Raw genomic sequence first — 12,929 nt, forward strand, 5'->3', positions numbered from 1 at the left:
TCAGGAGACGATCGCGATGAGGCCGGCGAGCGTGACGGCAAGCGCGACGCCGAACAGGATCAGCCACGGCCGCAAGGACTGCCCACGCCGCACGCGGCGCACCATCCCGATGGTGCCAAGCAGCGCACCCAGCGCCATCGAGATCGGCACCACGCCGCCAAGCATTGCGATGCCGGGCTTGGGATCATCGTTAAGCGGCGGCAGGCGCAGCACATTGTGCCACAAATGGACGAAGAGCAGCGCGGCGAGCAGCCCCAACGCTGCGCCGCCGACAAGGCCGGCGGTGCCCGCCAGCACCGCCCTGCCCGCCATTTACTCGGCCGCCTCGCTGCTGACGACCGGCGCCTTCCACACCAGCTTCGGCTTGCGCGCGGCCAGCGTCTCGTCGAGGCGGCTGCGCGGCGCGAAATGCGGCGCGGTCTTGAGGCTCTGGTCACCGGCCTTCGCACGCTGCGCCACCGAGCGCAGCGCGCCGATGAACTGATCGAGCGCGGCCTTGGATTCGGTCTCGGTCGGCTCGACCAGCATCGCGCCATGGACGACCAGCGGAAAATACATGGTCATCGGGTGGAAGCCCTCGTCAATCAGCGCCTTGGCGACGTCGATCGTCGAGAAGCCTTCGGGGAAGCCTTCGTCCGAGAAGATCGCCTCGTGCATGCACGGGCCGGAGAAGGCGAACGGCGCGTCGAGCGTGTCCTCGAGGCTGCGCAGGACGTAATTGGCGTTGAGCACCGCATCCTCGGCGACCTGACGCAGGCCGTCGGCGCCGTGGCTGAGGATATAGGTCAGCGCGCGGGTGAACATGCCCATCTGGCCGTGGAAGGCGGTCATGCGGCCGAACGTGTCGGGGTGATCGTCGCCCGCCGTCTCTTCCTCGATCAGCGCGATATGGCCGTCCTTCATCCGCGCGGTGAAGGGCAGCGGGCCGAACGGCGCCAGCGCCTCCGACAATACGGTCGGGCCGGAGCCGGGGCCGCCGCCGCCATGCGGGGTGGAGAAGGTCTTGTGCAGGTTGATGTGCATCGCATCGACGCCAAGGTCGCCCGGACGCACGCGGCCGACGATCGCGTTGAAGTTCGCGCCGTCGCAATAGACGTAGGCGCCGGCGGCATGGACCGCATCGGAGATCGCCTTCAGATCACGCTCGAACAGGCCGCAAGTGTTGGGGTTGGTGATCATCACCGCCGCGACATCCGGGCCGAGCCGCGCCTTCAGCGCCTCGGTATCGACGCGGCCTTCCGGCGTTGCGGGGATGTCCTCCACGCTGAAGCCGGCGAAGGCGGCCGTCGCGGGGTTGGTGCCGTGGGCGCTTTCGGGGACCAGCACGACCTTGCGATGGCCCTCGCCACGCTTCTCCAGCGCCGCCTTGATGCACAGGATGCCGCACAGCTCGCCATGCGCGCCGGCCTTGGGGCTCATCGCGACGCCGTGCATGCCGGTCAGCTCGATCAGCCACACCGCCAGTTCGTTGATGACGCCGAGCGCGCCCTGCACCGTATCGACCGGCTGGAGCGGGTGGACGTCCGCAAAGCCCGGCAGGCGCGCCATCTTCTCATTGAGGCGCGGGTTGTGCTTCATCGTGCACGAGCCGAGCGGGAAGAGGCCGAGGTCGATGGCGTAATTCTGCCGGCTGAGGCGCGTATAATGGCGCACCGTCTCCGGCTCGCTGAGGCCCGGCAGGCCGATCGGCGCGGTGCGCGCGAGATTGCCGAGGCGCGCGGTGGAAACGTCGCCGCCAGCGAAGTCGACGCCGGTGGTCTGATCATCGCCGATCTCGAAGATCAGCGCCTCTTCGAGCATCAGCGCCTTGTTGCCGGTGAAGGTGGCGGGGGCGCCGCCTTCATTTGCCTGGGGGGACGTGGGCTTCCAGCCGCTCTGGTTGATGGTCATGCCAGCACCTCCTGAAGCGCGGTCGCCAGCGCCTCGATATCCTCGTCGGTCACGGTTTCGGTCGCCGCCACGACCAGGCCATTCTCCAATGCGCCTTCGCCCGGATAGAGCCGGCCGAGCGATACGCCGGCGAGCACGCCGCGATCGGCGAGCGTGCGCACCAGCGGGCGCGCCTCCTGGCCGAGATCGAGCGTGAATTCGTTGAAGAAGCTGTCGTTGACGAGCCGCACGCCCGGCACCTTGGCGAGGCGATCGGCGGCGCGGCAGGCCTGGGCGTGGTTGATCCCGGCCAGCCGTCGAAGGCCAGCCTCACCCAGCAGCGTCATGTGGATCGAGAAGGCCAGCGCGCAGAGGCCGGAATTGGTGCAGATATTGCTGGTCGCCTTCTCGCGGCGAATGTGCTGCTCACGCGTGGAAAGCGTCAGCACGAAGCCGCGGCGGCCGTCGGCGTCCACCGTCTCGCCGCACAGTCGGCCGGGCATCTGGCGGACATATTTGTCCTTGCAGCCGAACAGGCCGACGTACGGTCCGCCGAACTGGAGGCCGACGCCGATCGACTGGCCCTCGCCGACGACGATATCGGCGTCCATCTCACCCGGCGACTTGATCGCACCCAGCGCCACCGGCTCGGTGACGACGGCGATCAGCAGCGCCTTCTTGGCGTGGCAGGCGTCGGCCAGCGGCCGGAGATCGGTGATGCGGCCGAGGATGTCGGGATATTGGACGACGACGCAGCTGGTGTCGTCGTCGATGCTGGCGATCAGCGAGTCGACGTCCGTCTCGGCGGTCAGCGCAGGGAGCGAGGTTTCGAGCGAGTCGCCGGTGTACTTGGCCATCGTCTTCGCGACGGAGACGTAATGCGGGTGGAGGCCGCCCGACAGGATCGCCTTGGCGCGCTTGGTGATGCGGCGCGCCATGCCGATCGCTTCCCAGCAGGCGGTGGAGCCGTCGTACATCGACGCGTTGGCCACATCGGTCCCCAGCAGGCGCGCGACCTGCGTCTGGAACTCGAACAGCATCTGCAACGTGCCCTGCGCGATTTCCGGCTGATAGGGCGTATAGGCGGTCAGGAACTCGCCGCGCTGGATCAGGTGATCGACGCTGGCGGGGACATGGTGGCGGTACGCGCCGCAGCCGAGGAAGAACGGCGCCTCGCCTGCGGATAGATTCTGCCGCGCGAGCTTCGTCATGTGGCGTTCGACCGCCAGTTCGCTGGCGTGCGCGGGGAGGTTCGCGATCGGGCCGGTCAGGCGGGCGGACTCGGGCACGTCGACGAACAGGTCATCGATCGAGCCGGCGCCGATGACAGCGAGCATCTCGCGGCGGTCGTGGTCGGTAAGCGGTAGGTAGCGCATTCGATACACTCCTCCCCTCCCTCGTGAGGAAGAGGCTGCTGGATCGGAGTCTCACCGCGCCAAGCGCGTGCGGAGAGGCCCCACCCCAACCCCTCCCCTGAAGCGGGAGGGGCTAGATTGGATCAGAGCTTGGCGACGAACGCCTCGTAGGCAGTCTCGTCCATCAGGCCGTCGAGCTGCGACGCGTCCGACAGGGTCAGCTTGAAGAACCAGCCCTCACCCTCGGGATCGGTGTTCACCAGGCCCGGCTCGTCGGTGAGCGCGGCATTGCCCTCGATCACGGAGCCCGAGACCGGCGAATAGACGTCGCTGGCGGCCTTCACGCTTTCGACCACGGCGGCCTCGTCACCCTTGGCGAGCGACTTGCCGGCTTCCGGCACGTCGACGAACACGATGTCGCCGAGCTGGCCCTGCGCGTAATCGGAGATGCCAACCGTGCCGACATCACCGTCGACGTCGATCCACTCATGATCCTCGGTGAAATAACGGCTCATTTACTTCGCTCCTCGGACGTAGCGGTGGGGGACGAATGGAATGGGAGTGACGGTGGCGGCGTGGACCTTGCCACGCTGCGAAAGCTGGATGCGGGTGTCGGGCGTCGCCATCGCGAGCGGAACGTACGCCATGGCGATCGGTGCCCCGACCGTCGGCGCGAAGCCGCCGGAGGTGACGTTGCCGACGGTGTTGCCGTCCGCATCGACCACGGTCGCGCCCTCGCGCACCGGCTGGCGTCCCTCGACCAGCAGGCCGACCCGCTTGGTGACGGGGCCGTTCTCACGCTCCGCCAGGATGCGCCCGGCACCGGGGAAGCCGCCTTCCTGGCGGCGGCGCTTGAACAAGGCGAAGCCGAGGTCCGCCATGACCGGCGTCGTCTCGGGCGAGAGGTCATGGCCGTAGAGCGGGAGGCCTGCCTCGAGCCGCAGCGAATCGCGGGCGCCAAGGCCGATCGGCTTCACCTCGGGCTGCTCCAGCAGCGCATCGGCGAACGCCTCGGCCGCCTCCGCCGGGATCGAAATCTCGAAGCCGTCCTCGCCGGTATAGCCCGAGCGGCTGACCCAGAGCTCATGCCCCTGCCAGGTGAAGGGCGCGGCCTGCATGAATACCAGCGCATCGACGCCGGGAACCAGCCTCACCAGCGCGTCCACTGCCTTGGGGCCCTGAAGCGCCAGCAGCGCATGGTCCTCCATCAGGTTCAGCGTGATGTCGTCGGGCAAATGATCGAGCATGTGCGCGATGTCGTCGTACTTGGTCGCGCCATTGACGACCATGTAGATACGCTCGCCATCCTCGTCGGCAGGCAGGCGCGTCAGCATCAGATCGTCGAGGATGCCGCCATTCTCGTCGAGCAGCAGCGAATAGCGTGCGCGATTGAGCGCCAGGCCGGCGATGTCGGCGGGCATCATCGCCTCGAGCGCGGGCACCAGCCCCTCGCCGCGAAAGGTGATCTGCCCCATGTGGCTGACATCGAACAGGCCGGCGCTTTCGCGCGTCCACAGATGTTCGGCCATGATGCCTTCGAATTGCACCGGCATCCAATAGCCCGCGAATTCGACCATCCGGCCGCCATGGGCACGATGCCAGCCGTCCAGCGGTAGCGTCATGGTTTCGATGATTACGTCTTCGTCGTCGTGATCGCTCATCGCGGATCGTCCGTCTTCAAGGGCGATCGTCCCGCCGTGGTGGCGAAACGAACCGGACCCCCTCTGTCACGGAACCTGAGAGCTTTCGCACGGATGACCCGTGCTTACACCTTCGGTGGGCCGCGCCGTTTGGCGGGGCCGCTTTCCAGAGCGTCGATGGGTATGCGCGGTCCCTGCTGCCTGAGAGATTCCGGGGTGGTTGCTCCTTCGGCGGCGGATCATGCCTGAAAGGCCATCCGCGCTCTCCCGCGCGCCCACGCCGGTTGCCCGGCATCGACAATTGCGCCTGTGGCGGCGCGCGCGGGGCGAGTCAATCGCCCATCAGTGCTGGCGCGGCCTGCGCGCCGGCAGGGCTTAGCGCTGGGCGTTGTAGCGCAGCTGGTCCTGGGTGAGCTGGAAGCCGACCAGCGCCTCGAAGCTGGCAGCGAGCACGGCCTGACGCACCTCCGGAGTCGCCAGCGGGTCGATCGCGGCATCCTGATCGCCGGCCTTGCGCTTCCGCGTCAGTTGCTCACGCACCGAATCGGGCAAGGTCGCGGCGGCGCGGTTCACGTTTGCGCTCGCCTGGCCTGACGTGCTCGCCAGTGCCTGACCCGGCTCGAAATGGACCGAGACCGCGCCCACGCGCTTCGCCACGACCTGAGTCCCGCCGCGCACGATGGAGATGAAATAGGGCAGCGTCACGTCGCGCGGGCCGTCGGTGCGCGTGCGGCGGGCGCGCACGTCGAAGGTCACGTTGCTGACCACCTCCGCCCCGGTATCGTCGCACGTGCCGCGCACGTTGGTGAGCACCGCCATCACGTCAATCGCGCTGGCATCGCGGCTGGTCGCCGGATCGAACAGCGTGATGTCCCCCGTGCCGACCGGCACGCCCACGACCGGACAGGCCGAGCGAACCGCCGTGATCCCGATGCCGCCGTCGAGCGAGATGTCGCCGCTCTTGGCACAGCCGCCCGCAAGCAGGAGCAGGGCGAGCGGGGCAACGCCGGCGAACCGAACGGCGGGGCGGCGAGCGTGGGTGCGAAAGGACACGTGCGGAGAAACCTCATGCAATCGGGTACGAAGTGCCCGCGCGCTCATAACCGCCTTCCGTGCGGGCAGGCAATCGCGTAAGCGGCAGGGATGACCGACAAGCCATCGCTCGAACTGCTGATCGCCGCCCCGCGCGGCTTCTGCGCCGGCGTGGATCGCGCGATCCGCATCGTCGAACTGGCGATCGAGAAACATGGCGCGCCCGTCTATGTCCGCCACGAGATCGTCCACAACAAGTTCGTCGTCGACACGCTGAAGGCCAAGGGCGCGGTGTTCGTCGAGGAACTGGACGAGGTGCCCGACGACGCCCCGGTGGTCTTTTCCGCGCATGGCGTGCCCAAGTCCGTGCCGGCCAATGCGGAGGCGCGCGGGCTGGAATATCTCGACGCCACCTGCCCGCTGGTATCCAAGGTGCACCGCCAGGCCGAGCGGCTGGTCGCCGCCGGGCGCCACATCCTGTTCATCGGCCACGCCGGGCATCCCGAAGTGATCGGGACGTTCGGCCAGGTGCCCGAGGGCGCGATGACGCTGATCGAGGATGCGGCGGATGCGCAGGCGCTGCAGCCGGCCGATCCCGAGAACCTTGCCTTCCTGACGCAGACGACGCTGTCGGTCGACGACACGGCCGAGGTGGTGCGCATCCTTCAGCAACGCTTCCCCAGCATGCAGGCGCCGCGCGGCGAGGACATTTGCTATGCCACGTCGAACCGCCAGGCGGCGGTAAAGGCGATCGCCAGCCAGTGCGATGCCATGCTGGTGATCGGCGCGCCCAATTCGTCCAACTCGCTGCGGCTGGTCGAGGTGGCCGAGCGCGAGGGCATCCGCGCGATGCTGGTGCAGCGCGCCGCGGACCTCGACTGGTCGTTCCTCGAAGGCGTCGGCACCCTGGGGCTGACCGCAGGCGCATCCGCCCCCGAGCTGCTGGTGCGCGAGTTGGTCGACCTGCTGTCGACCCGCTATGCCGTGACCGAGCGGGAAGAGGAAACCACCCGCGAGACGATCGCCTTCAAGCTGCCGCGGTCGCTGGAACAGGCAGCGTAGCATTATCGGACGGACGGCCGTAGCCACGGCCGGGAAGGACGCCCTGTCGATCCGCCGGGGCGAAAAGCGGGGTGTGTGTGGCGGTCTATACTCACGTGTCGGCGGAGGCGCTTGCGACGTTCCTCCTCCAGTACGATGTCGGGGAACTGGTGTCGGCCAAGGGCATCGCCGAGGGTGTCGAGAACTCGAACTACCTTGTCGATACCGCGAAGGGCCGTTTCATCCTGACGCTGTACGAGAAGCGGGTGGCGGCGGACGACCTGCCGTTCTTCATGGCGCTGCTCGACCATCTCGATGCCAAGGGGCTGCCGGTGCCGCCCGCGATCAAGGACCGCGACGGGCGCGAGATCAAGGAGCTGGAAGGGCGCCCCGCCTGCCTGATCAAGTTCCTCCCGGGCGTGTCGCTGTCGCACCCCACGCCGGCGCAGGCGCTGGCCGCCGGCGACGCGATGGGCGCGATGCACCGCGCCGTTGCGGATTTTCCGCTGACGCGCGTCAATTCGATGGGCGTGGAGAGCTGGCGTCCGCTGTTCGAGCGGTGCGGCCGCAGCCTCGATGATATCGCGCCGGGATTGTACGACGATCTCGCCTTCGCGCTGGACCACGTCGAGGCGCGCTGGTTCGCGGGCGAGCTGGACCAGAGCGCGATCCACGCGGACCTGTTCCCGGACAATGTGCTGATGCTGGGCGACAAGGTCACCGGGCTGATCGACTTCTATTTCGCGTGCACCGACATCCGCGTCTATGACCTGGCGGTGATGCATACGGCCTGGTCGTTCGACGCGCAGGGCCGCGGCTTTGACGCGCAGGTCGGCGACGCGCTGATCGCCGGCTATGAGCGGCATTTTCCGCTGTCGTCGGTGGAGCGCGCGCAGTTCACGACGCTCGCCAGCGGATCGTGCATCCGCTTCGCTTTGTCCCGCGCCTGGGACTGGCTCAACACCCCGCCCGACGCCCTGGTCGTGCGCAAGGACCCCCTCGCCTATGTCCGTCGCTTGCAACATTACGACCCTTCGCTGGTGACGCGCGTCGCATGAGTGAGATCACCAAGGTCGAGGCGTTCACCGACGGTGCGTGCAAGGGCAATCCCGGTCCGGGCGGCTGGGGCGCGGTGCTGCGCATGGGCCAGCATGAAAAGGAATTGTCTGGCGGCGAGGCGCTGACGACCAACAACCGCATGGAGCTGACCGCGGCGATCGAGGCGCTGAACGCCTTCACCCGGCCGTGCCATGTCACCGTCTATACCGACAGCCGCTACGTCATGGATGGGCTGACGAAGTGGATCCACGGGTGGAAGCGGAACGGCTGGAAGACGGCGGACAAGAAGCCGGTGAAGAATGCGGAATTGTGGCAGGCGCTGCTGGAGGCGGCGGGCCGCCACAAGGTCGAGTGGCAATGGGTGAAGGGCCACGCCGGGCACCCGGAGAATGAACGCGCGGACCGGCTGGCCAGCGATGCGGCGGTCGAGGCCGGCAAGCTGTCGCGCACCCCATAAGTTGTCGATGACATGAGGCCCGGTCTCCGGATCGGGCCTCAACTATAGGTTTCGTAACGGAATTTTCTGATCACCCCATAAGTTGGCGGTGCTTATCCAGCGCGTCGAAATTCCCCCGAGCTGACGTGAGTCGCTCGCGTTCCCGCTTCGTTCTGCCGTTTCTGGATACCTGATCCATCCAGAATTGCGGCGCCTCCAATCTGGCGCCCGGACGGAGTAATAACGATGAGGAACATCGCACTCGAAGACCAACTCGCCGCCCTCGGCGACAGGGGCACCGGTCCCCTCTCCTGGTGGCGCACCCTGTCCTGCACGAGCTTTCTCGCGGACGCCCGCGTGGTGGAGACGGCGGTCGTCTCGATCGTCTCGGTCAGCCGCCTCGCGCCGCCGGCGCTCATCTCCGAGCTGACCGCGCTCCCCGACGACGAGCTCGCTCCTGCCTGGAACGACCTCGCCTCCCACTTCTTCTCCCTCGACTCCATGTCGCTGGGGCTCTGCTATGAGATCGGCGGCAGCTGCGCGGCCCTCTCCGCACGCCAGATCGATCCGCTGGGCACCATCCTGCTGCTGAAGGCGCTGGCCGAACCGTATGTCTCGCTCGATCCGGATACTCGCATCTGGGTGGCATCGACCTGGCTCGCCGATCGCGGCTCGCTGCTCAACCAGACGACGCTGTCACAGGTGGACTGGTTCCAGTCGGCTCGCGGCCACCAGGCGCCCCTGCTGGCGGGAGAGCTGTGATGGACCCGCTCAACGTCTTCGGCATCGGCACGGCGATGGTCGGCCTCGCCGGTGTCGGCATCGCCACGCAGGCCTGCCGTGAGGTGCTCGCCATGCCGCGTGTCGGCCGATCGGTCGCGGACTGGCCGGTGCTCGTCGCCATGATTTTCATCCTGGCTGTGGATCTCGTCATCGTCGGGCTGGGCGCGGTCATCGCGCTGGTCCGGTTCTGAGGGGGGCGGCATGGCGAAGCCTAGCAAGCGCTCCGTCAGGAGCAACCTTCCCGCCGTCCAGGCGCAGCACGGCGGCGAGCTCCGCATCGGTTCGGCCGTCATCTCGGTCGATGCCGTCTACCACGTGCCCTCGGTGCACAGGCCGGGACCCGGCAGGTGGTCGCGCGAGCCCGACAAGATCGCGTGGACTGATCCCGCGACCGGCCTCGGCTGCATCATTCGGCGTGAACGGAACGGCGGTCATCTTGCCGGCTATGTCGGTGTCGGGCCGGATCATCCGCTCTTCGGCGTGGAATGGCAGGCGATCCCCGCCAGCCTCGACATCGAGGTGCATGGTGGCATCTCGTACGCCGCCGCGTGCGACCAGAGCGGGCCGGAGGAGACCGCGGTCTGTCATGTCCCGCGCGGCACCTCGCCAGGGAGCGAAGGGCACATCTGGTGGGTGGGGTTCGAGTGCAACCACATCACCGACCTGGTGCCCGACCGGACGGACGGCAACGCCGGCGACACGACACTCGTGCACGGCGTCAGGCCCGTCTATCGCGACGAGGCGTACGTCTTCGGACAGGTCACCGATCTCGCGGCACAGCTCGCGGCCATCGCCGACGGCAAGGACAAGCCACCGCGCACCTCGCCGTCGCCGCCGCCGATCGGTCTCGATCCCTACAAGGCGAGGGCGCGGCGATGAGCTCCGGGAACAGAACGCCCCTGCCCTGGGGGCACTGGCTGCGCGTGGAGGCGCTGCCCGGCTCGGTTTCGTACGTGGACACGGACGGGCGCCGCTGGCCCTCGGTCCGGGAAGCGTTCTGGTACGGACGGCTGAACATGGCCGGAGGCAACCACATCGTCCGGGAGGAGCAGCTCGAGCTTATGCTGGCCGTGCTGGCCGCCAAGGAGCGCCCTCAGCGTCTCAGGGTGGAAGATACCCTCGATCTCTTCGAGGGAAGCCTCCGCCTCCACCGCCTCTACCTCAACTGGCTTCAGTCGCTGGGTCTGATCGGCGACGGCCTGCAGGACGATGCCTTCGATAGCTACACAACGAAGGAAGGTGCGGCGGTGCTGGCCATGCTTCTGGCTACCCGCTCGCCCAAGGTGCACGGCGTTCCGATCGGCGCAGAGTCGATCAGGCTGTCGGCCGAAGCGCCGCCCGCGGGCGACACGGTCGACGAGGAACGGCTAGCCGCCTTCGAAAGGGCGGCGAAGGAGCGCCTGTCCGCGGCGTTCGTGCGCGGGAAGATCGGCCGCGTGCCGGTCATCGCGCTCCACCGCCGTGACGACGAGGGGCTCATGCCGCTCGTCCGCACGGTATGGAGCGTCGGCCTCGCCGACGAGTCCAGCCGCGATGCCCTCTACCGCTGGCTCGTCGATCGGATCGACCGCTGGGACGAGTGGACCGCTCTCACCTGGCGCAGTGGAGGCGCGGCGCTCACCCAGCATCTCCTCGCCCTGCTCGCCGCCGATCTCGACCGGAAGGACGCCGTCCGCCCCGAGGTGATCGCGCTGCCCGGTCCGGCCTGACAGCGGTGGCGGTTCCTGCCTCCAGCTCCACCTCGGCGGCCCGGCGCGAAGTTGCCGTGGCCGCCCGTCGAGCCATCGTCGACTCCGGCAGCCTTGAACTGCCGCTGCTCCTCGTCCGCGTGCTGAAGGAGCTCCATCTCACGCCCGCCTCCTTCGCCGGGCGCCTGATCGAGGGTTCCGTCTGGCAGGACCAGGCGATCCGATCGACAGACGGTCGCGTCTCGATCGAGGCGCACCTGTGGCTTGACGGCCTGCGATGCGCCGTACGGATCGGAAGCGCTTGGTTTCATCATCCCGCCGGCGTGCTTCACCTGTGGCACGTCCAGCTTCCCGCCACCGTCCTGGCGCTCCGGGACGTGCCGGCCGCCGCGATCCTCGCGGACCCGCTGTTCGACGACGAGCGTATCCAGGTTCGCTCGCTCGACTGCCTCAATGCATCCGACCCTGACATGGGCATCGGCATGCGGCTGCAGATGCCGTCAGAGCCCGTGAGATGACATGTGGCGCGGGGCCGGTCGATCTATATGCAAGCAAGGCCGGACAGACCGCCCGCTGATGGAGAAAGACATGGAAGGCATGCGCTGGGCCGGGCTCATAAATGTTGGTAATTCCTCCTTGGTGAGGGCATCGACGCTCGTCTCGCTGCTCGGCTAATCCCTGCAGACCGCCTATCGAGCGTTCAGGCTCTGGTCCGCCGCATGACTGATGGGGCGGGCAACGGATCGGCCTCAATCCGTGGCTCCCGGCAGGCCGTCTGCATCAGCGCCGTTCGCCCGGGCACATACCTGGTCTCCGGCATAACATAGACAGGGAAACAAGAGCACGATGGTCGGCGAGATGGAACGAGTCGTAGAAGTGGAAGTACCGGCGGTCGCCGTTCACGAAAGAGCCTATGCCATGGTCGACATGGCGCCGACGACCTTCACCCGAGATGCCATGTCGGGGGCCGCGATGGTTCTTGAGCGGCAGGACAACCCCATTCGCCTCAATCTTTTCGCAATAGCGATCCGCATCTACCTCGATCATCTGATGGACGCGCTGGCTCCTCGGGACCAGGTGGAAGCCAGCAGGTGGTTCCAGCCCGAGGAAGATGCCGAGGGACCGACGCGTAGGCAGCGGCTCGCTTATGGCCTTCATGGTGGCCTCACGCCCGCGGAGGTCCTGGAGCTCACAAACTACGATACGGAAGAGCTCCTGCAGGAGGTGACGGCAGCGTACCGCAAGCTGAACAAGCACGTCCATGGTCGTGAGAAGACCATCGTGCACGAAGTCGCCGAGCAGGACTCCGTCGTCCGTGCCACCTTGGATGCGCTCACCGCATTGCACGAGACGACGAGGGAATGCCGTCGCGAGATCGTGGACGAGATCGCCGACGCTCTGGACTCCCAAGCGATCGAGCAATTCGTCACGCGCACTGTGGAAGAGCTGGACATCATGGCGACGCATCATACCGTCGACTGGGTCGGCGTCGACGAGCGGAGAATCGTCAAGATTGATGCTCGGCTGATCGAGTACGAAGTGATCGGCTGGGTCGGCGTTACTCTGCTCTACGGTTCGGGCGGTGACCGGCGTCGCGGCGAAGGCGCCGAGATGAATGAGGAATTTCCATACGAGGTGCGCTTCCAGGTTCCCGTTGAGCACCCGCACGACCTTTCGGGAGCGGAGATCACAAGCGCGATCGATACGTCAGCGTGGTATGGCGACGACGAAGACGAGGACGACGAGCCAGGGAACGACAAGCTGGTCGGGGACGTTGATCCGGACTTCGACCCCGGTTTCTAGAGCGCGTTGACGACGGGCACTTCGTCTATCCGCGTCGTCCAGGCAGGGGAGCGGCTTTCCGCCCGCATCTTCCATTCCCGCCTGAACCCCTGAGCGGCCGGCACCGCAGTGAATCGCCCGAACTTGCTGTTGACCTCGTCCAGCGCTGTCAATCGGCGTCCAAAAAGGACCCCCTATCGGCGTCCAAAAGGGACCCCCTTCGTCGAGCAGCGTTACGGGTATG

Annotated in this window: 16 protein-coding genes and 2 riboswitches; of the genes, 9 read left to right on the forward strand and 7 right to left on the reverse strand. The window is 67.2% G+C overall.

The features are described 5' to 3' along the window. The 6 genes from ACH0BU_RS13515 to ACH0BU_RS13540 form a co-directional block, all read right to left on the reverse strand. Window positions 1-312 (reverse strand): hypothetical protein, encoded by a 312-nt coding sequence (locus ACH0BU_RS13515; protein WP_296221866.1) that lies wholly within the window; start codon window positions 310-312, stop codon window positions 1-3. Beyond that, window positions 313-1,890 carry an aminomethyl-transferring glycine dehydrogenase subunit GcvPB gene (gene gcvPB, locus ACH0BU_RS13520; protein ID WP_046410907.1) on the reverse strand — a complete coding sequence of 526 codons (1,578 nt, stop codon included), beginning with the start codon at window positions 1,888-1,890 and terminating at the stop codon, window positions 313-315. Continuing rightward, the gene (gene gcvPA / locus ACH0BU_RS13525) at window positions 1,887-3,245 is read right to left on the reverse strand and encodes an aminomethyl-transferring glycine dehydrogenase subunit GcvPA (protein ID WP_314470311.1); all 1,359 of its coding nucleotides are present in this window, start codon (window positions 3,243-3,245) and stop codon (window positions 1,887-1,889) included. The genes gcvPB and gcvPA overlap by 4 nt, the downstream gene beginning before the upstream one ends. 122 nt (window positions 3,246-3,367) lie before the next feature. Next, the gene (gene gcvH / locus ACH0BU_RS13530; RefSeq protein ID WP_125945748.1) at window positions 3,368-3,739 is read right to left on the reverse strand and encodes a glycine cleavage system protein GcvH; all 372 of its coding nucleotides are present in this window, start codon (window positions 3,737-3,739) and stop codon (window positions 3,368-3,370) included. Then, window positions 3,740-4,885, reverse strand: a complete 1,146-nt coding sequence (gcvT, locus tag ACH0BU_RS13535) for a glycine cleavage system aminomethyltransferase GcvT (protein WP_296221317.1) — start codon at window positions 4,883-4,885, stop codon at window positions 3,740-3,742. It lies immediately after the preceding gene. A gap of 53 nt (window positions 4,886-4,938) precedes the next feature. Further along, window positions 4,939-5,042: riboswitch (glycine riboswitch) on the reverse strand. Next, a riboswitch (glycine riboswitch) is annotated at window positions 5,043-5,144 on the reverse strand. It abuts the riboswitch before it with no gap. A 95-nt stretch (window positions 5,145-5,239) separates the two neighbouring features. Beyond that, window positions 5,240-5,848, reverse strand: a complete 609-nt coding sequence (locus tag ACH0BU_RS13540; RefSeq protein ID WP_500264170.1) for a hypothetical protein — start codon at window positions 5,846-5,848, stop codon at window positions 5,240-5,242. A 159-nt stretch (window positions 5,849-6,007) separates the two neighbouring features. Here ACH0BU_RS13540 and ispH point away from each other — a divergent pair, with 159 nt between their 5' ends. The 9 genes from ispH to ACH0BU_RS13585 all read left to right on the forward strand — a co-directional run bounded on the left by ispH (window position 6,008) and on the right by ACH0BU_RS13585 (window position 12,706). Continuing rightward, entirely contained in the window at window positions 6,008-6,958 is a 951-nt protein-coding gene (gene ispH / locus ACH0BU_RS13545) for a 4-hydroxy-3-methylbut-2-enyl diphosphate reductase (RefSeq protein ID WP_145119330.1), read from the forward strand. Between the two features lie 77 nt (window positions 6,959-7,035). Further along, window positions 7,036-7,995 (forward strand): homoserine kinase, encoded by a 960-nt coding sequence (thrB, locus tag ACH0BU_RS13550; RefSeq protein WP_136451527.1) that lies wholly within the window; start codon window positions 7,036-7,038, stop codon window positions 7,993-7,995. Further along, the gene (gene rnhA, locus ACH0BU_RS13555; protein ID WP_500264168.1) at window positions 7,992-8,453 is read left to right on the forward strand and encodes a ribonuclease HI; all 462 of its coding nucleotides are present in this window, start codon (window positions 7,992-7,994) and stop codon (window positions 8,451-8,453) included. The genes thrB and rnhA overlap by 4 nt, the downstream gene beginning before the upstream one ends. Window positions 8,454-8,678: 225 nt before the next feature. After that, the gene (locus tag ACH0BU_RS13560) at window positions 8,679-9,194 is read left to right on the forward strand and encodes a hypothetical protein (protein ID WP_296221307.1); all 516 of its coding nucleotides are present in this window, start codon (window positions 8,679-8,681) and stop codon (window positions 9,192-9,194) included. Continuing rightward, entirely contained in the window at window positions 9,194-9,406 is a 213-nt protein-coding gene (locus ACH0BU_RS13565; RefSeq protein ID WP_296221306.1) for a hypothetical protein, read from the forward strand. Before ACH0BU_RS13560 ends, ACH0BU_RS13565 begins: the two co-directional genes overlap by 1 nt. A gap of 10 nt (window positions 9,407-9,416) precedes the next feature. After that, a complete protein-coding gene (locus ACH0BU_RS13570; RefSeq protein ID WP_296221304.1) occupies window positions 9,417-10,094 on the forward strand; it encodes a hypothetical protein in 678 nt (225 codons plus the stop codon). After that, window positions 10,091-10,924, forward strand: a complete 834-nt coding sequence (locus ACH0BU_RS13575; protein WP_296221302.1) for a hypothetical protein — start codon at window positions 10,091-10,093, stop codon at window positions 10,922-10,924. The genes ACH0BU_RS13570 and ACH0BU_RS13575 overlap by 4 nt, the downstream gene beginning before the upstream one ends. Window positions 10,925-10,980: 56 nt before the next feature. Further along, window positions 10,981-11,421, forward strand: a complete 441-nt coding sequence (locus ACH0BU_RS13580; protein WP_296221300.1) for a hypothetical protein — start codon at window positions 10,981-10,983, stop codon at window positions 11,419-11,421. A 328-nt stretch (window positions 11,422-11,749) separates the two neighbouring features. Next, window positions 11,750-12,706, forward strand: coding sequence for a pPIWI-associating nuclease domain-containing protein (locus ACH0BU_RS13585; protein ID WP_500264169.1), 957 nt, complete (start codon window positions 11,750-11,752; stop codon window positions 12,704-12,706). Here the strand turns inward: ACH0BU_RS13585 and ACH0BU_RS13590 are convergent. Continuing rightward, the gene (locus tag ACH0BU_RS13590; protein WP_500264171.1) at window positions 12,703-12,810 is read right to left on the reverse strand and encodes a DUF4113 domain-containing protein; all 108 of its coding nucleotides are present in this window, start codon (window positions 12,808-12,810) and stop codon (window positions 12,703-12,705) included. The genes ACH0BU_RS13585 and ACH0BU_RS13590 overlap by 4 nt on opposite strands. Between the last annotated feature and the right edge of the window lie 119 nt (window positions 12,811-12,929).

The sequence above is a fragment of the Sphingomonas olei genome (genome assembly GCF_045369765.1).
GTDB classification, from domain to species: domain Bacteria; phylum Pseudomonadota; class Alphaproteobacteria; order Sphingomonadales; family Sphingomonadaceae; genus Sphingomonas; species Sphingomonas panaciterrae.